This is a genomic window from Marinobacter sp. UBA5687 (assembly GCF_002420325.1).
GTDB lineage: Bacteria > Pseudomonadota > Gammaproteobacteria > Pseudomonadales > Oleiphilaceae > Marinobacter > Marinobacter nauticus.
Genome location: NZ_DIHV01000025.1, coordinates 10,848 through 29,279, shown reverse-complemented (window position 1 = coordinate 29,279; position 18,432 = coordinate 10,848). Strand labels below are relative to the sequence as shown.

Here is an 18,432-nt window from a genome sequence, read left to right as displayed (position 1 = left end):
TGGAGCCCCTTCCCAAAAATGTCGGAGGCCATGGATGGCCGGAGAGAAGCGCACAGGGATGTGCTTGTAGCGGTTTTTGGGAAGGGGCTCCAAACCCACCCCTCCCCACAATCCGAAGGCTAGGGCCAAAACAAGATGGCCCACGCCAATGCTAGCCGCCAAGCTTGCGAACAAGAATCTCATTGAACAGCTTGGGGTTACCCTGGCCCTTGGAAGCCTTCATCAGCGGCCCCATGAAGCCACCAAGCATCTTCTTGCGCTTCTTCGGATCTTCCTCGTTCTGGTATTGAGCCACCTGATCCGGCATGCCGGCCAGCACCTCATCAACCATGGATTCCAGGGCGCCGGTATCCGACACCTGCTTCAGGCCCTTGGCTTCAATAATGGCATCGACATCGTTGTTTTCGCCCGTCCATAGCGCCTCGAACACCTTCTTGGCACCGGCGGAGGACAGTGTGTTATCGGCGATGCGGGTCACCATGGCGCCCAGTTGTGCGCCGGTAATCGGCGCCTCGGCGACGGACTTCTCCTCCGCATTCAGGCGCGCGGAGAACTCGCCCTGAATCCAGTTGGCGGCCAGCTTGGCATCTTTGCCGTGTTCCACGGTTTCTTCGAAGAATGCAGCCAGTTTGGCGTCGGCAGACAGGATGCCAGCGTCATAGTCGTTCAGGCCGTATTGCTCCTTGAAACGCGCCCTGCGAGCGTCCGGCAGTTCCGGCAGGCGGCTGCGGGCGTCTTCGATGAAGGCATCGTCGATTTCCACCGGCAACAGGTCCGGGCAGGGGAAGTAGCGATAGTCGTTGGCTTCTTCCTTGGTGCGCATCGAGCGGGACTCGTCCCGGTCACCGTTGTACAGGCGGGTTTCCTGCACAATCACGCCACCGTCTTCCAGGATATCCATCTGCCGCTCCACCTCGTGGGCGATGGCCTGTTCCATGAACCGGAACGAGTTCAGGTTCTTGGTCTCGGTGCGGGTGCCCAGGGCGTCGGAGCCTTTTGGCTTCAGAGAGATGTTGACGTCAAAGCGCATGGAACCCTGGGACATATCGCCGTCGCAGATACCCAGCGAGGTAACAATGCTGTGCAGCTTTTTGGCAAAAGCCACGGCTTCCTCGGCGCTGGTCATATCCGGCTCGGTCACCACCTCAATCAGCGGCGTGCCGGCGCGGTTCAGGTCGATGCCGGTCATGCCATGATAATCCTCGTGCAGGGATTTGCCGGCGTCTTCTTCCAGGTGGGCGTGGTGAATGCGCACGCGCTTGGTGCTGCCATCGGCCAGGTCGATGTCGACGTAGCCGGGGCCAACGATGGGCTGGGCCAGTTGGGTGGTCTGGTAGCCCTTGGGCAGGTCCGGGTAGAAGTAGTTCTTGCGCTCGAAGACCGAGCGCCGGCCGATTTCGGCATTGGTGGCCAGGCCGAACATCACCGCGTAGCGGAACGCCTGCTCGTTGGGTACCGGCAGGGTGCCGGGCATCGCCAGGTCAACCGCGTTGGCCTGGGTGTTGGGCTCGGCACCGTAAGCGGTGCTGGAGCCGGAGAAAATCTTGGTCTGGGTGGCGAGCTGAACGTGAATTTCCAGCCCGATCACGATATCCCACTGCATGTGTTCGTCTCCTAATCCGGGCTTATTGAGGTTCACGCTGGTGCCAGTCGGTCACCTGCTGGAACTGATGGGCGGCGTTCAGCAGGCGGGCCTCGGAGAAGTAATCCCCGATGATTTGCAGTCCCACCGGCAAGCCGTCGACAAACCCGGCCGGCACCGACATGGCCGGAATACCCGCCAGGTTAATGGCGATGGTGAACACGTCTTCCAGGTACATGGATACGGGATCGGTGTTCTTCTCGCCCTGCCTGAACGCAGGCGTCGGCGACACCGGACTCATCAGCACGTCTACTTCCTTGAACGCGTTGATGAAATCCTGTTGGATCAGCCGGCGAACCTTCTGGGCCTTCAGGTAATAGGCATCGAAATAACCGGCGGAGAGGGCGTAGGAGCCCACCAGAATCCGGCGCTTCACCTCGTTACCGAAACCTTCCGCCCGGCTGCGGGTGTACATATCCATCAGATCTTTCGGGTCTTCGCAGCGGTAGCCGTAACGAACACCGTCAAACCTGGACAGGTTGGCGGACGCCTCAGCGGGGGCGATCACGTAATACGCTGCGATGGCCAGCTTGGCGTTGGGCAGCGACACCTCTTTTACCGTCGCGCCCAGCTTTTCATACTCGCGAATCGCGTTACGAACCTGCTCTTCCATAGCCGGAGCCAGCTGGTCACTGAAGTATTCCTTCGGCAGGCCAATCTTCAGGCCCTTCAGCGGCTCGTTCAGGGTGGCCGTGTAATCCGGTACTTCCCGGTCAATGCAGGTGGAGTCCTTCGGATCGTGCCCCGCCATCACATTCAACATCAGCGCGGCATCTTCTGCCGTGCGCGCCATCGGCCCGCCCTGATCCAGGGAAGAGGCAAAGGCAATCATCCCGTACCGTGACACCCGGCCATAGGTCGGCTTCAAGCCGGTGATGCCGCACAATGCCGCCGGCTGACGGATTGAACCACCGGTATCCGTGCCCGTCGCCGCCGGCACCAGTCGTGCCGCTACCGCAGCCGCAGAACCACCAGATGAACCACCCGGTACCCGCTTGTCACCACCGGACAGGCCCCAGGGGTTGGTCACGGCGCCATAAAAACTGGACTCGTTAGACGAGCCCATGGCGAACTCGTCCATGTTGGTCTTGCCCAGGCACACTGCGCCAGCCGCCTTGAAGTTAGCCGTCACGGTCGCGTCGTAGGGAGGTACAAAATTATCCAGCATTTTCGACCCGCAACTGGTGCGAATGCCGCTGGTGCAGAAGATATCCTTGTGAGCAAAGGGCACCCCGGTCCACACCGTGGCCTTACCCGCCGCCCGCATCTCGTCTGCAGCCCTGGCCTCGGCCAATGCCTGCTCGTCGGAGATGGTAATAAAGCTGTTGTACTTGCCGTCTTCTGTCTTCAGACGGTCCAGGAACTGCTGCGTCAGCTCCACACTCGAAATCCTGCCACTCTCCAGCTCTCTGGAAAGCTCTGCTACAGACTTGTTATGCATGATAAATCCCGAAATCTCTGATGGACGACCAAATCACTCGATAACCCTGGGCACCAGATACAACCCATCCTCGGTAGCCGGCGCAATCGCCTGGAACGCCTCCCGCTGATTGGTTTCGGTAACCACATCCGGCCGCAGCTTCTGCACCGCATCCAGCGGATGGGCCATCGGCTCCACCGAATCGGTATCCGCGGCACTCAACTGATCCACCAGATCCAGAATATTGCCCAGATCCTTTTCCAGAGCCGAAACCTGCTCGCCGTCCACTTTGATGCGGGCGAGCACGGCAACTTTCTCGATGTCCTCGCGGGAAATGCTCACGTTGCCTCCAAAAAGCGTGTGTGAAAACAATTTAATGTCAGGTTAGAAGCCAGGAATAGCGTATGGGGATGCTTGTGAGGATGGCTTTCCAAAACTGTGCGAAGCCATGGATGGCGGAGCTCAAGCGACACAGGGATGTGCCGAAGGAGCGTGTTTTGGAAAGCCATCCTCACAAGCAGCCATGCTCCACGGTTAACTGCGCGCGGAATCCTGGCGACAACAAAGCCCGACATATTAGCAGAACCGCGCGCAACATTGGCCCCGTCTAAAGCCATAAAATGTGAGAATGGTAAGCCCCGAAGCCCCGATGGCGCCTTGCCTGAGTAGGTGCTCACTGCTAAAGTTGCCGCATTCTTTTCTGCAACCGCAACTCTCAGGTTGAAACAACACGAATGTTAATCAAAAGACTCCGAGGCTTATTCTCAAGCGACCTGTCCATCGACCTGGGCACCGCCAACACCCTTATCTACGTGCGCGAACGCGGCATTGTACTTAACGAACCCTCTGTCGTGGCCATCCGCACCAATAACTCCCAGAAAATGGTCGCTGCCGTCGGGTCCGAAGCCAAACGCATGTTGGGCCGCACCCCGGGCAATATTACCGCCATCCGTCCCATGAAAGATGGTGTGATCGCCGACTTCGTCGTGACCGAAAAAATGCTCCAGCACTTTATTCACAAAGTGCACGAAAACAGTTTCATTACCCCGAGTCCCCGCGTACTCGTGTGTGTGCCCAGCAAATCTACCCAGGTAGAGCGCAAGGCCATCCGCGAATCGGCCCTGGGTGCAGGCGCCCGCGAGGTGTTCCTGATCGAAGAACCCATGGCGGCTGCCATTGGTGCCGGCCTGCCGGTGGAAGAAGCCAGCGGCTCCATGATTGTCGACATCGGTGGCGGTACCACCGAGATCGCGATTATCTCCCTGAATGGCATCGTCTATGCCGAATCCGTCCGGGTTGGTGGCGACAAGTTCGACGAAGCCATCGTTACTTACGTCCGTCGCAACTACGGCAGCCTGATCGGCGATTCCACAGCCGAGCGTATCAAGCATGAAATCGGCTGTGCCTATGAAGGCCTGGAAGTGCGCGAAATCGACGTTCGTGGTCGCAACCTGGCTGAAGGTGTGCCCCGGGCCTTCACCCTGAACAGCGAAGAAATTCTCGACGCGCTTCAGGAATCCCTGGCCCAGATCGTCCAGACCGTGAAGAGCGCCCTGGAGCAGTCTCCGCCTGAGCTGGCCTCCGACATCGCTGAGCGCGGCATTGTGCTGACCGGTGGCGGTGCGCTGCTGCGGGGCCTGGACAAGCTCATCAGCGAAGAGACCGGCCTGCCGGTCATTATTGCGGAAGATCCGCTGACCTGCGTAGCCCGTGGCGGCGGTAAAGCCCTGGAAGTGATTGATCGCGGTGGCATCGGAATGTTCTCCCAGGAGGGGTAACCCCGTGGGAGGGCTAAGCCATTAAGACCATATTCGTCCAGGGGCCGGTACCCGGTTTCCGGCTGTTTCTCGTCGTTCTGTTATCGGCAGCGTTAATCGCTGCCGATGCCCGTTTTGACAAGCTCACCACCGTCCGCAGCACTCTCGCCACCGGGCTGGCTCCGGTGTACTGGCTTGGCAATGCCCCATATTCCTTTGCCGACTGGTTTTCCGGCCTGTTTGTCAGCCGCGATGATCTGCAGCAGGAGAACGAAGAGCTCAAAACCCGCCTGCTGATTCTGGAACGCCGTGCTCTCAAGTACGCGGCTCTGGCGTCGGAGAATAACGAGCTGCGCCGGCTGCTGAATTCTTCCGAAGTACTGGATGACCGGGTCATTGTGGGCGAAGTGGTGGGGGTCTCCCCGGATCCGTTCTCCCACGAGATCATCATTAACAAGGGCGAGAGTGATGGTGTCACGACCGGTCAGGCGGTACTGGACGCAGAGGGCCTGATGGGCCAGGTGATCCAGACCAGCCAGTTCACCTCCCGTGTCCTCCTGGTGTCCGACAGCAGTCACGCCGTTCCCGTTGAGGTGGTGCGTAATGGTCTGCGTTCGATTTTGCTGGGTAACGGCGAAACCGATGAGCTGGATCTGGTTCACGTACCGGATACTGCTGACATCCGCGAGGGCGACATGCTGGTCAGTTCCGGTCTTGGCGGGCGATTCCCCCGAGGCTACCCGGTGGCAGAGGTCAGTTCCATCGTCAAAGAGCCGGGGGAGCCTTTTGTGACCATTCAGGCCGCGCCGAAAGCCCGCCTCAACCAGAGTCGGCTGGTGCTGATCGTGTTTCAGCCGGAAGAGCGCTCGGTGCCCGAAAATGGGCAGACGGCCCCGGATAACGAGGAGGCAAACTGATGTTGTCTGTCATCAGTTATCCGCTGTTCGCCATCACCGTGGTGTTATCGTTGGTGCTGAGTATCTCCCTGTTTCCGGTGGACTGGTTTCAGTTTCGCCCGGAGTGGCTCGGACTGATTGTCTTCTACTGGACCTTCCGCGCCCCGGCCCAGTTTGGCATTTTGATGGCCTGGTGCCTGGGGTTGTTACTGGATATTCTCGAGTCTACCCCGCTGGGCGTGAATGCCATGGGCATGGCCCTGATCGCCTTTCTGGTGCTGACCATTCACCAGCGGTTGCGGATGTATCCGCTGCCTCAGCAGTGCCTGATGGTGTTTCTGTTATTGGGCATCAACCAGATGCTGGTGCATTTCGTGAAACAGTTACTGGGTGCTGAAAGCGCCGGTTTCAGCTACTTGTGGCCAGCCTTGACGAGCGCTCTGGCCTGGCCTGTGGTCAGTGGCGTACTGGACACAATCAACCGTAAACTGGGATAACTGTATGAGCTGCCTCATTCTGGCCTCGGCATCACCGCGCCGCGCTGAGTTGCTGAGACAGATCGGTGCTGACTTTCAGGTGGCGCCTGCCGAGATAGACGAGACTCCGCAACCGGGTGAAGCGGCTCAGCACTATGTTGAGCGCCTGGCCCGGGAGAAAGCCTCTTGTGTTGCCGGTGAGGCCCCGGGTGCCCGGGTACTGGGGTCTGACACCTCTGTGGTTATAGACGGAGAGATTCTTGGGAAACCGGAGTCCGATACTCAGGCTTGTGAGATGTTGCGCCGGTTATCTGGAAGAACCCATCAGGTGATGACCGCGATCGCTCTGGCCCAGGATCAGAAGTGTCGGTCATTGGTGGTGGTCACCGATGTCAGCTTTCGGGAGCTCTCAGAAGCCGAAATTGTCGCCTACGTCGCCACCGGTGAACCCATGGACAAGGCAGGAAGCTACGGAATTCAGGGACGTGGTGGTATCTTTGTTCGGGAACTCAAGGGCAGCTACAGCGCTGTGGTGGGTTTGCCCCTGCAGGAAACCGCAGAGTTATTGGCAGATGCCGGCGACCCTGTCTGGCGCCACTGGCCATGCAGTAAGGAGGGCCAAGCATGAGTGAAGAGATCCTGATCAACGTGACTCCGGTGGAAACCCGGGTCGCCCTCGTTGAAAACGGCATGTTGCAGGAAGCCTATATCGAGCGCACCAGTCGCAAGGGGATTGTCGGCAACATCTACAAGGGCAAGGTCGTTCGGGTGCTGCCCGGCATGGAAGCCGCGTTCGTGGACATCGGCCTGGAACGGGCGGCTTTCATTCATGCGTCCGACGTCGTCAGTGGCCAGACATCAGGCGACGAACCGTCAGACGCCCCCCGGACCGTGCCGGATATCCGTACCCTGTTGCGGGAGGGGCAGTCCCTGGTGGTGCAGGTAACCAAGGACCCGATTGGTACCAAGGGTGCGCGACTCACCACCCAGCTTTCCATTCCCTCCCGTTATCTGGTGTTCATGCCAGGCGTTTGCCATGTCGGGATTTCCCAGCGCATTGAAGATGATAATGAGCGCGCGCGGCTGAAATCCCTGATCGAGGAAGGCGCAGCGGAACATGATGATGTGCAGGGTGGCTATATCATCCGCACCGCGGCGGAGGCTGCCTCGGCCGAAGATCTGATTGCTGATATGACCTACCTGCACCGGCTAAGCCAGTCGATCCAGGAGCGCATTGCCAAAGCGCCGGCACCCTCAGTGGTCTATCAGGATTTGCCGTTGTTTATTCGCACCATCCGGGATCTGATCCGACCGCAAACTGAAAAAGTGCGTATTGATAGTCGCGAGAGCTATCAGCGGGTAATGGAGTTTGTCAAAGAGTTCGTCACTGAGTTTGCCGACAAGGTGGAGTACTACCCCGGTGAGCGGCCTATCTTTGACCTGTATTCGGTTGAAGATGAAATCCAGAAAGCCCTGAGCCGCAAGGTGCAGCTCAAATCCGGTGGCTATGTGATCATCGATCAGACCGAAGCGATGACGACCATCGACATCAACACCGGTGCCTTTGTGGGCCACCGCAATCTGGAAGAGACCATCTTCAAAACCAATCTGGAAGCCGCCCGGGCGATCAGTCGTCAGCTTCGGCTGCGGAATCTGGGCGGGATCATCATCATCGACTTTATCGACATGGAAGATCCCGAACACCAGCGCCAGGTGCACCGGATGCTGGAGAAAATGCTGGAACGGGATCACGCCAAAACCAAGATCACCGGCGTTTCCGAGCTGGGACTTGTGGAGATGACCCGAAAACGCACCACCGAAAGCCTGGGTCAGGTTCTGTGCGAGCCGTGTCCGATCTGTGACGGCCGGGGATTCCTGAAAACCGCCGAAACCGTGTGCTACGAAATCTTCCGGGAAATCCTGCGCGTTAACCGTGCCTATGAGGCGGAGAATTACCTGGTGATGGCGTCCCAGAAGGTGGTGGACCGCCTGCTGGATGAAGAGTCAGACAACGTTGCGGACCTTGAAACCTTTATCAGTAAAACCATTCGCTTCCAGGTTGAGCCTTTCTACAGCCAGGAACAGTACGACGTTGTTTTGCTCTGACACCTGAGCAGCAGGGCGTTGCAGGGAGCTGAGTCTTATGTCGATCCGCGAGCCGGACAGTTCGCAACCAGCCGAGGATGAGCGCGGTCTGGTTGCCCGCGGGTTGGCGGTTTTTGCCAGTGTGGTCTGGTGGTCCATCCTGACGCTGCTGGTGTTATTCGCACTCTATGTTGGTGTCGGTCGCCAGCTCACCTCCAATATCAACAGCTTTTCTGATGAACTGGCGGCTTCGCTCTCCGAAGCCACAGGCCTGGATGTGTCTGTTGGCCGTTTATCCTCCCAATGGTATTGGCTGGATCCCTCCATTACCGCCAAAGATATCACCATCAATTCCCCGGATTCAGACCGCATAGCCGCAGAACTTGAGCACCTGGAATTGCGGCTCGATTTTTTTGCCTCCCTGTTCCGCTTCCGCCTGGTGTTCCGCAATTTTGACGCTGACGGTCTGGCGTTAACGGTGGTTCGCCCTACCGAGGATCCATTTATCAATCCGGTGGAAGAGATTGTGGAGCTGGCCGAGCCGGGTGCGCCGGAACTTCAGGAATGGATTCGCCTGGCAGGCCGCTGGTTGTCGGATCCGGAAGTCCGGGTGACACGGGTCAGCCTGGCGCTGGGCCCAAGCCGACAGAACCTTCGTTTTCTGGATATTCCTCAGCTTGATCTGTCCTACCAGGGCGGCTTGTTCCAGGCCGCAGGCCGGGCCATGCAGAGTGGTACAACCACACAGCTGGCCAGTTTTGCTCTGGTAGGGCAGCGGTTTTTCAGGGGTGAGTTTACCGGTCAACTCTACCTGGATGTGGATTCCGGTCGACTGTTCGACGGCCTGATTGATGATCTGAACTGGCGGGGCATACGCGTTGAAGGCTTCGATCTGGGGGGCAGTGCCTGGTTAAGCTTTGAGGATGGCGAGCTGCAGCAGGTTCAGGGTCAGGTTCGCACTCCCTATCTTCAGTTAGGTGTTAACCGTGAATCGCTGGCGCCTCTTGAAGATATCCAGGCTCACTTCGGTTGGCGGCGGGGGGAGGCCCTACGTTTGCAGAAGCTTCGCTGGGACTGGATTGGCGATCAGGTTCTGCCGTTCAGTGTTCGCATCGAGGACGGTCAGAATGAGCTCAAGCTGGTGGCAGACTCACTGCCGCTCAAGCCTTTGCGGCGATTGGTTCAGGCCCTGGAGCTGCTGCCGGATGCTGCCAGTGAGGCGCTGGAGCATTACCAGCCTGCGGGTTTTCTGGACGATATGTTGTTTACTCTGCCAGAGCAGGGCTCCCATTTCTCGTTAAGTGCCAGATTGCGGGAGTTCGGGGTGCGGGCCTGGTCTGGCGCCCCCCGCGCCGAGGGGCTATATGGCTTTATCCAGATGAATTCAGACAGTGGCAGGGTGACCCTGGATACACCAGAACCCGTCATGCTGGGCTTTCCGCAGTTGTTCAACACTGACTGGACGCTGGACTCCCTATCCGGAACCGTCGCCTGGACCCTGGAAGGAGGGATCACCAGGGTATTCTCCGATGATCTGGAGTTTATCTATCGCTCAGATACCCGGTTAAGCGGCGCGTTTGACCTGCGGCTGGATCGATTCGGGGAGGACAATCTTGGTTTGAGCGTCGGCGTAGAAGGCGGCAATGCCGATATGCTGGCGGATTTCGTGCCGGCGAATGCTGTGGGCGACGGGCTTTATGAATGGCTCACCAACAGTATTCCGGAGGCCGGTATCCGGGGGCAGTACTATGGCCACGGCCGTATTGATTCCTCCGCGCCGTCTGGATCGTTTGTTTCCTCCATGTGGTATGAATTCGATAACGCCACGATTCGATACGACCAGCGCTGGCCCGCTGTGGAGCAGGCCAGCGGGCGGGTCGAGATCCAGAATGCCGACACGCGGGTAATGCTCGCTCGGGGCGAGATCGGTGGGTTGGAGCTGGAAAACGCCAGTGTTCACGTCCTTCCCGGAGATGGGGAAGCTGGCACGCTGGTGCGCGTAGATGCAGTGTCGACGGTTCCGGCAGAGAGAATACCCTGGTGGCTGGCCAATACTCCGTTGGGGGAATTGTTGGGATACGGTAACACCCGTGCCCGTTATGACGGGGAGTTTGAGCTGAGTCTTGGGCTGGAGCTACCGCTATCGCAAGGGCAGGACACCCGGGTTACGGCGCAGGTAAAAACCGACAATGCCGGATTCCAATTACCGGATGCGGGACTTCGCTGGCAGAATATTCGGGCTGACCTGACTTACGACAGTGTTGATGGATTTTCCGGGCCACCGGTCACTGCCCGTTTTTTCGATCAACCGGTCAGTGTCGTTTTTTCCACCGCGGAGGCCGGCGATGCCATGCTGATACGCCAGCAAGGTGGTCTGAAGCTGCCAGGCTCCCTGGCGGCCTTTGGCCTGGCTAACGATGCGGCGCGCGGGCTTTCCGGAGAGCTTGTCTACACCGCAGAGCTGGAATTAGGCGGTGCCAGCGAGCCGGTGATTTCCCTGTTTTCAGACCTTGAAGGTCTGCAGGTGGATTGGCCCAAACCACTGGCAAAGACCGCGCGCGAGCGAACCCCCCTGTCGGTCCGGGTTGATCCGTTCCAGAGCGAAGGCGTGGCGATCGCTGCGCAATGGCAGGATCGTCTGGACGCTGAACTCCGTTTTAAGGAGACGGGCTTCGAGCTGGTCTTCGAACATTTGAATCTGGGCGCTCACCATCTGACCAATATCGCCATTGATGCGCTTGAGCTGGAAGACCGGTGGGTCGTTCACACCGACTCGGATCGGGCCCAGGGCAGGGTGGTGTTACCCAGGGAAGGGGGCACGGTAGAGGCCGACTTTGCAACCCTGCGCCTGGTACGGGAGACCAGTGCCGCAGAGCAGGACAACGAATTTCTGACTCTTGAGGAGCAGTTGCAGGCGTTCAGGGAGCTGGATATGGGAAATTGGCCCGACATTGATGCCAGAATCTCGGATCTCCGGCTGGATGGCGAGTCTGCGGGAAGCTGGCGTTTCAAGCTGCGCCCTGAACCCTATCGGTTGCGTGTGCAGGAGGTGGAAGGCCGGCTTGGATCCCTGGTGTTGTCCGGCGATATGACCTGGAGCATTGTAGACGATCGGGAAACCACCCGGTTTACTGGTAAGCTGGAGGGCGGGGCCCTTAAGGATCTGGAAGCGCTGACTGGCAGCACCATTCCGATGACCAACGAAGAAACGGCGGTTGAACTGGATCTGGATTGGCCTGGAAGCCCGAATAACATTTCTCTCAGCAAGATAAGCGGCACGGTCAGTGCCCGCCTGGACGACGGCATGATCATGGAGCAGAGCAATTCGGCGCAATTGTTCCGGATTTTCAACCTGCTGAACACCGATACGCTCTGGCGCAGGTTGCGGCTGGATTTCTCGGATCTGTACGAACGGGGCGTCGCCTTTGACGCCATTTCCGGTAAAGCCAACATCATAAATGGCCTGGTGACCATGGATCCGGAACTGCAACTGGTGGGTCCGTCCGGCGCGTTCAAACTCAGTGGCAATACCAACATGGCCGAAGAAACGTTGGATATGCGCCTGGTCCTAGTGCTACCCGTGACACAGAATCTGCCCCTGGCTGCCATACTGATGGGGGCGAGCGCCCCCATCGGCGGCGCCTTGTTCGTGCTCGATAAAATTCTGGGCGACCCGTTGAGCAAACTGACCAGTGCGACGTACAGTGTCACAGGAACCTGGAGCAATCCGGAAGTGGATCTGCGGGGCGTGTTCGATACCGGTGAGTAAGGAGGCCATGATGGTTCAGGTCGCGGCAATACAAATGGTCAGTACCCATGACATCGATGCCAACCTTGAAGAGGCCCGCAGACTGCTGGCTGAAGCGGCAGGCGCAGGGGCGAAGGTGGCGGTGTTGCCCGAGAACTTCGCCGTTCTGGCCACCGCGCAGATGCTGGAGTGCGGCCGCCGGGAGGCGGGTAGTGAGCCTGTTATCCGTCGCTTTCTGGCCGAGCAGGCCCGGTCATTGGGGCTCTGGATTGTCGGCGGTTCCCTGCCGTTGGCCAGTCGGCGAGATGGTTCAGTGATAACAGACCGGGTACGCGCCACCTGTCTGGTGTACAACGATCATGGCGAAGAAGTGGCCCGCTACGACAAGATTCACCTGTTTGACGCCATGGTTGAAGACGCCCACGGCCAGTATCGGGAATCGGATACCTTTGAGCCCGGTGATCAGGCGATTACGGTGGATACGCCGGCCGGACGACTGGGGTTGGCGATCTGTTACGACCTTCGCTTTCCAGAACTGTTCCGGGCCTTGAGAGAGCAGGGCGCCGAATGGGTCTGCCTGCCCAGCGCCTTTACCTGGCAGACGGGCAATGCCCATTGGCACGCCCTGATACGCGCCCGCGCCATTGAAAACCAGGTCTGGGTGGTGGCGCCGGGGCAAGGGGGGCAGAACAGTAGCCGGCGAAGAACCTATGGCCACAGCCTGATCTGCGATCCCTGGGGTAAGATCGTCAGTGAGTTCGACGAAGGTCCGGGCATGGCTTGCGCCAATCTGGACCTGGAGCAACTGCATCAGTTGCGAAGCCGTATGCCCGTGTGGGAGCACCGGCGGCTCTGATTACTGCTCGGCGTCGTCGATCCATTCCCGCAGAGCCCGGAACAGCTTTCGGGCCTGGCCGGTATTCTTGCCTTTTTCGACTTCCTTGCGGGCATTGCGCACCAGATTGCGCAGGTGCTGTACATCGGCCGAAGGGCAGTAATCAATAAACTCTCCTACCACCTTGTCACCTTCGGAAATCATCCGGTCGCGCCAGCGCTCGGCCAGATGGTGTCGGCGGGTATGCTCTTCGCTGCCAGCGTGGAAGGCGTCGATGGCACGGCCAATAGCTTCGGGGTCGTCCTCCTGGCGCAACACCTTACCAATGTACTGCAAGTGTCGCCGGCGGGCCTCACGCTGGGGAATCCGGCGTGATTCAATGATCGCCGCTTTCAGGGTCTCGCTGATGCTCAGGGTGGCCAGCTGTTCGTCGTTCAGGTCCAGCATGCGTTTGCCCAGATCCTGAAGCGCGTGCATTTCGCGCTTCAGCTGCGATTTGCTGGGGCCAAGGTCGTCCTGGAATTCGTCGTCAAATTGGTCAGTCATGGTAGGTCACAGGTTGCTCAGGCATAGAAAATGGTGGCCAGTCCCAGGAAGGCCATGAAGCCGACAACGTCGGTTACGGTGGTGAGTATCACACTGCCGGCCAGGGCCGGGTCAATGTTCCGGGATTTCAGGAACAGTGGTAAGACGGTGCCCACCAGCGCCGCCGCCACCAGGTTAATCACCAGTGCCGCTGCGATGATGGCGCCAATCAGCCAGTCCTGGAACCAGACCACCGCGGCGGTGGCAACCACCACCGCCCACAGCAGGCCGTTCAGCACTCCGGACAGAAACTCACGGTTCAGCAGCCAGCCCACGTTGGCGCCGCTGATCTGGCCAACGGCCATGCCCCGGATTACCAGGGTCAGAGTCTGGCTACCGGCAATGCCGCCCATGCTGGCCACAATTGGCATCAGTACGGCCAGTGCAACGACTTTGGCAATAGTGTCTTCAAACAGTCCAATCACGGCCGATGCGGTAAAGGCCGTGATCAGATTAATGCCCAGCCAGACCGCGCGCCGGCGGGTGGTCTTCATCACCGGGGCAAAGGTGTCCTCGTCTTCATCCAGACCAGCCATACTCATCAGGGAATGGTCTGCGTCCTCACGGATAACGTCGACCACGTCATCGATGGTGATCCGGCCCAGCAGCTTGTTGGTCTCATCCACCACAGGGGCAGAAATCAGGTCGTAGCGTTCGAACAGAGTGGCGACCTTGGTATCGGACAGCGACACGGGAATGGGTTCAATGTCTGTGTCCATCACTTCCCGAACGGTAGCCGCGGGATTGGATACCAGCATCCGGGTAATGGGCAGCATGCCGATAAACTCGTCCCGACGGCTGACCACAATCAGGCTGTCGGTCATCGGGGGCAGGCTGCGGTGACGGCGCAGGTAGCGCAACACAACGTCGATGCTGATGTCCGGCCGCACCGTGATGGTGTCGGTGTTCATCAGGCCGCCAGCAGTGTCCTCCGGGTAAGCGAGGACTTCCTCTACCCGCTGACGGTCTTGCTCGTCCATGGTGTCCAGGACTTCCTGGATCACCGTGTCCGGCAATTGCTGAAGCAAGTCGGCCAGGTCATCCGACTCGAAATCTTCCAGAATGTCCGCCAGCTCCTGCGCGTTCAGCTGGCTCAGGAAGTAGCTACGAATATCGTCGCCAAGGTACTGGAGGACTTCCCCTTCCAGCTGCTTGTCGACCAGGTTCCAGAGCAGGGCCCGTTGGCGTGGTGGCGAGGATTCCAGAAGGTGAGCAATATCGCTGGGGCTCAGACCGCCATTCAGAATGCGGGCCACCTGCTTGAGGGCACCACTGTCCAGCGCTTCACTGAGTGAGCGAAGGCGTTGGCGGGCCTGGCTTTTTTCCAGAATGTCGGTCATTGAACCACCTGCGATCAGAAAACCTTTGCATTATAGCGGAGTTAGGTGGCACACGTGAGAAAGGATTGTAGGTGAATGACGAAACCGGAGGTTATTCCCCTTCACCAAAATAATCGTTGATCAGGGCAGCCAGCGCGTCGATGGCATCCTGTTCGTCCGGGCCATCGGCAACCAGTTCCACTTCGGTGCCCTGGCTGGCGGCCAGCATCATCACCTGCATGATGTTCTTGGCGTCTACGTCCCGGCCTTTGCCGCGGATTCGCACCTTGCTGTCAAAGTCTGATGCGGTGGCCACAAGCTTCGCCGTGGCCCGCGCATGCAGGCCGAGTTTGTTGATGATGGTGATGGGGCGGCAAATCATAGGCGCTCAGATTTCTCCCCGGGCTTGAAGGTGTGGCAGTTCGGTGTGGCGCACCTGCACATTGCGGTAATTGTCGCGGAAATAGCGTCCGAGCTGCTCACACACATAAACGGAGCGGTGCTGGCCACCGGTGCAACCGATGGAAATGGTCATGTAGCTACGATTGCTGTCGGCAAACGAGGGCAGCCAGGTATTCAGGAAGCCCGTGACGTCATCCACCATCTGACGTGTCAGCGGTTCCCGTTCAAGAAATTCGATGACCGGCTGATCAACGCCGGTGTGCTTGCGCAGGCTGGTGTCCCAGTATGGATTGGGCAGGCAGCGGACGTCGAAGACGTAGTCTGAATCCACCGGCACGCCATGTTTGAAGCCAAAGGACTGGAACAGCAGTGCCAGTTCCTGATCCTTGCGGCCGGCCACGCGCTGCTTGATCATGTCGCGTAGCTCATACATGGAGAGCCCGGTCGTGTTGACGTAAAGATCGGCCAGCTTTGACAGGGGTTCCAGTAATTGCTTTTCGTTGGTGATTGCCTCCCGCAGAGACGTCTTGTCATCGCTCAGCGGATGCTTGCGGCGGGTTGCGTGAAAGCGCTGCAGCAGTGACTGTTCGTCGGCATCCAGGAATATGATTTCAACCTCGACACCGGTCTGCTTCAGTTGCTGGTAGATGGTTTCAAAATTGGCCAGCTCGGCGGACAGGTTACGGGCATCAATACTCACGGCCATTTTTTTCAGCCGGCCGGGCGCTTCCTGGGTGGCCGCCTCTCGGGTCAGCGGGAACAGCAAGCCAATGGGCAGGTTGTCGATGCAGTAGAATCCCAGGTCTTCCAGCACATGCAGAGCCGTACTCTTGCCGGAACCGGATCGGCCACTGACGATAATCAGCTTCATGGGACTGTTTCTCCTTCAATCTGCCTGGCAGCCTGTCCAGATATCAGGCTGATCTCAGTGATTACTCTCCGCCATACGCTGGTAAAGGTTCGCGGCATCTTCACACTGGCGCAGCCGGGCGCAGAAGGTGCTGTCATTGAAGCGCTCCGCCAGCTGGCTCAGTAACTCCAGGTGTTCACTGGTGGCTTCTTTGGGGACGATCAGTGCAAACACCAGATCTACCGGCTGGTTATCGATAGCATCAAAGTCTACCGGCTCCTCCAGAGTCATCAGCACGCCGATGACCCGGTCCAGGCCTTCCAGTCGGCAGTGGGGGATGGCAATACCCTCGCCGATACCGGTGCTACCCAGCCGTTCGCGGGAGACCAGATTGTTGAAGATCTGGGTGTCGCTGAGGATTTCATCCTGAAAGTGAATCCGTTCAGCGATGAACTCCAGCACACGTTTCTTGCTTGAGGCCGGCACCTTACACAGGGTCAGTTCAGGGGCAAGAATATTGTCGATGGTCAGGGATGGCTCGCTCATGGATCGACTGCATGTCCGTAAAAAAAAGGCTGCGGCCGGTTAGCCCCGCCGCAGCTCGTTTCATGAAACACCCGGTAAGGTTCGCGCTTCAGCGACCGCCGTTACCGTGCATCCGGTCTACGTTCTTTTCCTTGTGCTTGAGGATCTGACGGTCCAGCTTGTCGACCAGAGCGTCGATTGCGGCGTACATGTCCTCATTTTCTGCCTTTGCGTGAATCTCACCACCAATCACGTGCAGCGTGGCTTCCGCCATCTGGCGCACCTTCTCGACCTCCAGGGTGACCTGGCAGTTACTGATATGGTCGAAGTGACGCTCCAGCTTCTCGAACTTGGTGTTGACGTAATCCTTCAGAGCGGGAGTCAGTTCTACGTGATGGCCTGAAATGTTGAGTTGCATAGGCGTCTCCTGTTGTCATACTGCCGGCGTGCTTGCCGGCTTGCATGCCAGTGCATCTTGCACCGGCGAAAGTTTAAACCAGGCGTTTTCGTTCGTTCGAGGGAGGAATATGCATGGCCTCCCGGTATTTGGCGACGGTACGCCGCGCCACGTTGATTCCCTGTTCCCCTAGCATGGCTGCAATTTTGCTATCGCTCAATGGCTTTTTCGGGGTTTCCTCGGCAATCAGCTTCTTGATCATCGCCCGGATGGCTGTAGACGAGCATTCGCCGCCCTCGGCGGTGCTGACGTGGCTGGAGAAAAAGTACTTCAGCTCAAAAATACCGCGGGGCGTGTGCATGTACTTCTGGGTGGTAACCCGGGAAATCGTGGACTCGTGCATTTCCACCGCCTGGGCAATGTCAGACAGGATCAGAGGCTTCATGGCTTCTTCGCCCTGATCGAGGAACCCTTGCTGGTGTTCAACGATGCGGGTGGCCACTTTCAGCAGGGTTTCATTCCGGCTTTGCAGGCTCTTGATAAACCATTTCGCTTCTTGCAGCTGGTCGCGCAGGTAGGTGTTATCGGCACTGCTGTCAGCCCGGCGGATCAGTGACGCGTAGCTGGCATTCACCCGGATACGCGGAGCGATTTCCGGGTTGAGTTCAACCCGCCAGCGGCCTTCGTGTTTGCGTACGATGACGTCCGGGATAACGTAATCCGGTTCGGCCCGGTCCACGACATCGCCAGGGCGAGGGTTCAGGCTGGTGATCAGGGCCAGTACCTGTTTCAGCTGGTCTTCCTTGAGCCGGCTGCGGCGCAACAGCTGTGCGTAGTCCCGGTTGCCAAGCAGATGCAGGAACTGGGTAACCACCAGTCTCGCCTGGCGCAGCCAGGGGGTATCCGGTGGCAGCTGGTTGAGCTGAATCAGCAGGCATTCCTGGAGATCCCGAGCGAACACGCCGGGCGGGTCGAAGTGTTGCAGGCGGTGGAGTACCGCTTCCACTTCGTCCAGTTCCAGCGGATCTTCTTCGGATTCGTCCAGCAGCCCTGCGTGAATGTCCTCGATGTCAGACGTCAGGTAGCCGCGCTCATCCACGGCATCCAGCAGCGCGTGGGCAATGGCCTGATCCCGCTCGCTCAGGGGCGTCAGGTTCAGCTGCCACTCGAGGTGATCCTGCAGGGTTTCGGTGGGCGAATTACGAGTCTCGAAATCCGATTCGTGCTCGTCTTCGCCCTTGCTGGCCGGAGCCGGGGCAGACTGGTAGATGTCATCCCAGGCGGTATCAACCGGCAGATCATCAGGAATGTTGTCCGGAATATCGTTCTCGGACGACCAGTCTGGGCCGTTCTCGGTTTCGTCCCAGTCCGGGCTCGCGTCCTGGTGGCTGTCGTCCTGGGTGGTCTCAGAGCCGGAAGCTTCGCTGTGCTCGTGCTCTTCGCGTTCGTCGCCTTCAGCGTGCTCATCGTCCTCGGAGGTTTCCAGCATGGGGTT

At 58.7% G+C, this 18,432-nt stretch carries 17 protein-coding genes; 7 read left to right on the top strand and 10 right to left on the bottom strand.

Annotated elements, in window-relative coordinates; translation table 11 throughout:
- Positions 1-151: 151 nt before the first annotated feature.
- Genes gatB through gatC form a run of 3 tightly spaced genes read right to left on the bottom strand, consistent with a single transcriptional unit; the run spans position 152 to position 3,404 of the window.
- A complete protein-coding gene (gene gatB, locus B3Y70_RS02510; protein ID WP_199452341.1) occupies positions 152-1,603 on the bottom strand; it encodes an Asp-tRNA(Asn)/Glu-tRNA(Gln) amidotransferase subunit GatB in 1,452 nt (483 codons plus the stop codon).
- 22 nt (positions 1,604-1,625) lie between these two features.
- On the bottom strand, positions 1,626-3,083 hold the full coding sequence (gatA, locus tag B3Y70_RS02505) for an Asp-tRNA(Asn)/Glu-tRNA(Gln) amidotransferase subunit GatA (RefSeq protein ID WP_011786175.1): 1,458 nt from the start codon (positions 3,081-3,083) through the stop codon (positions 1,626-1,628).
- 33 nt (positions 3,084-3,116) lie between these two features.
- Positions 3,117-3,404: an Asp-tRNA(Asn)/Glu-tRNA(Gln) amidotransferase subunit GatC gene (gene gatC / locus B3Y70_RS02500; RefSeq protein ID WP_014422114.1), complete on the bottom strand. Its 288-nt coding sequence runs from the start codon at positions 3,402-3,404 to the stop codon at positions 3,117-3,119.
- Between the two features lie 392 nt (positions 3,405-3,796).
- Here gatC and B3Y70_RS02495 point away from each other — a divergent pair, with 392 nt between their 5' ends.
- Genes B3Y70_RS02495 through B3Y70_RS02465 form a run of 7 tightly spaced genes read left to right on the top strand, consistent with a single transcriptional unit; the run spans position 3,797 to position 12,880 of the window.
- On the top strand, positions 3,797-4,840 hold the full coding sequence (locus tag B3Y70_RS02495) for a rod shape-determining protein (protein ID WP_011786173.1): 1,044 nt from the start codon (positions 3,797-3,799) through the stop codon (positions 4,838-4,840).
- A 29-nt stretch (positions 4,841-4,869) separates the two neighbouring features.
- Positions 4,870-5,736 carry a rod shape-determining protein MreC gene (gene mreC / locus B3Y70_RS02490; protein WP_153741149.1) on the top strand — a complete coding sequence of 289 codons (867 nt, stop codon included), beginning with the start codon at positions 4,870-4,872 and terminating at the stop codon, positions 5,734-5,736.
- A complete protein-coding gene (mreD, locus tag B3Y70_RS02485) occupies positions 5,736-6,212 on the top strand; it encodes a rod shape-determining protein MreD (RefSeq protein WP_011786171.1) in 477 nt (158 codons plus the stop codon). The genes mreC and mreD overlap by 1 nt, the downstream gene beginning before the upstream one ends.
- 4 nt (positions 6,213-6,216) lie before the next feature.
- The gene (locus B3Y70_RS02480) at positions 6,217-6,819 is read left to right on the top strand and encodes a Maf family protein (RefSeq protein WP_286895527.1); all 603 of its coding nucleotides are present in this window, start codon (positions 6,217-6,219) and stop codon (positions 6,817-6,819) included.
- Positions 6,816-8,297: a ribonuclease G gene (gene rng, locus B3Y70_RS02475; protein WP_011786169.1), complete on the top strand. Its 1,482-nt coding sequence runs from the start codon at positions 6,816-6,818 to the stop codon at positions 8,295-8,297. The genes B3Y70_RS02480 and rng overlap by 4 nt, the downstream gene beginning before the upstream one ends.
- A 37-nt stretch (positions 8,298-8,334) precedes the next feature.
- Complete coding sequence (locus B3Y70_RS02470; RefSeq protein WP_153741147.1) at positions 8,335-12,045, top strand: YhdP family protein; 3,711 nt, start codon at positions 8,335-8,337, stop codon at positions 12,043-12,045.
- Between the two features lie 10 nt (positions 12,046-12,055).
- A complete protein-coding gene (locus tag B3Y70_RS02465; protein WP_153741164.1) occupies positions 12,056-12,880 on the top strand; it encodes a carbon-nitrogen hydrolase family protein in 825 nt (274 codons plus the stop codon).
- Here B3Y70_RS02465 and yjgA read toward each other — a convergent pair whose 3' ends face one another.
- The 7 genes from yjgA to B3Y70_RS02430 form a co-directional block, all read right to left on the bottom strand.
- Entirely contained in the window at positions 12,881-13,405 is a 525-nt protein-coding gene (gene yjgA / locus B3Y70_RS02460; RefSeq protein ID WP_011786166.1) for a ribosome biogenesis factor YjgA, read from the bottom strand.
- Between the two features lie 17 nt (positions 13,406-13,422).
- Complete coding sequence (mgtE, locus tag B3Y70_RS02455) at positions 13,423-14,784, bottom strand: magnesium transporter (RefSeq protein ID WP_011786165.1); 1,362 nt, start codon at positions 14,782-14,784, stop codon at positions 13,423-13,425.
- Between the two features lie 91 nt (positions 14,785-14,875).
- Positions 14,876-15,145 (bottom strand): HPr family phosphocarrier protein, encoded by a 270-nt coding sequence (locus B3Y70_RS02450; protein WP_011786164.1) that lies wholly within the window; start codon positions 15,143-15,145, stop codon positions 14,876-14,878.
- A gap of 6 nt (positions 15,146-15,151) precedes the next feature.
- Complete coding sequence (gene rapZ / locus B3Y70_RS02445; RefSeq protein WP_153741146.1) at positions 15,152-16,036, bottom strand: RNase adapter RapZ; 885 nt, start codon at positions 16,034-16,036, stop codon at positions 15,152-15,154.
- 54 nt (positions 16,037-16,090) lie between these two features.
- Positions 16,091-16,561: a PTS IIA-like nitrogen regulatory protein PtsN gene (gene ptsN, locus B3Y70_RS02440; RefSeq protein WP_153741145.1), complete on the bottom strand. Its 471-nt coding sequence runs from the start codon at positions 16,559-16,561 to the stop codon at positions 16,091-16,093.
- Between the two features lie 88 nt (positions 16,562-16,649).
- Positions 16,650-16,958 carry a ribosome hibernation promoting factor gene (gene hpf, locus B3Y70_RS02435; RefSeq protein WP_011786161.1) on the bottom strand — a complete coding sequence of 103 codons (309 nt, stop codon included), beginning with the start codon at positions 16,956-16,958 and terminating at the stop codon, positions 16,650-16,652.
- A gap of 73 nt (positions 16,959-17,031) precedes the next feature.
- The coding region (locus B3Y70_RS02430) for an RNA polymerase factor sigma-54 (protein ID WP_288589126.1) at positions 17,032-18,432 on the bottom strand (1,401 nt) is incomplete at its 5' end.

Coding starts and splice junctions, on each gene's coding strand:
- rng (WP_011786169.1), top strand. CDS start 6,816: ATGAGTGAAGAGATCCTGATCAACGTGACTCCGGTGGAAACCCGGGTC.
- B3Y70_RS02470 (WP_153741147.1), top strand. CDS start 8,335: ATGTCGATCCGCGAGCCGGACAGTTCGCAACCAGCCGAGGATGAGCGC.
- mreD (WP_011786171.1), top strand. CDS start 5,736: ATGTTGTCTGTCATCAGTTATCCGCTGTTCGCCATCACCGTGGTGTTA.
- hpf (WP_011786161.1), bottom strand. CDS start 16,958: ATGCAACTCAACATTTCAGGCCATCACGTAGAACTGACTCCCGCTCTG.
- B3Y70_RS02495 (WP_011786173.1), top strand. CDS start 3,797: ATGTTAATCAAAAGACTCCGAGGCTTATTCTCAAGCGACCTGTCCATC.
- gatB (WP_199452341.1), bottom strand. CDS start 1,603: ATGCAGTGGGATATCGTGATCGGGCTGGAAATTCACGTTCAGCTCGCC.
- rapZ (WP_153741146.1), bottom strand. CDS start 16,036: ATGAAGCTGATTATCGTCAGTGGCCGATCCGGTTCCGGCAAGAGTACG.
- B3Y70_RS02465 (WP_153741164.1), top strand. CDS start 12,056: ATGGTTCAGGTCGCGGCAATACAAATGGTCAGTACCCATGACATCGAT.
- ptsN (WP_153741145.1), bottom strand. CDS start 16,561: ATGAGCGAGCCATCCCTGACCATCGACAATATTCTTGCCCCTGAACTG.
- mgtE (WP_011786165.1), bottom strand. CDS start 14,784: ATGACCGACATTCTGGAAAAAAGCCAGGCCCGCCAACGCCTTCGCTCA.
- B3Y70_RS02480 (WP_286895527.1), top strand. CDS start 6,217: ATGAGCTGCCTCATTCTGGCCTCGGCATCACCGCGCCGCGCTGAGTTG.
- gatA (WP_011786175.1), bottom strand. CDS start 3,083: ATGCATAACAAGTCTGTAGCAGAGCTTTCCAGAGAGCTGGAGAGTGGC.
- yjgA (WP_011786166.1), bottom strand. CDS start 13,405: ATGACTGACCAATTTGACGACGAATTCCAGGACGACCTTGGCCCCAGC.
- B3Y70_RS02450 (WP_011786164.1), bottom strand. CDS start 15,145: ATGATTTGCCGCCCCATCACCATCATCAACAAACTCGGCCTGCATGCG.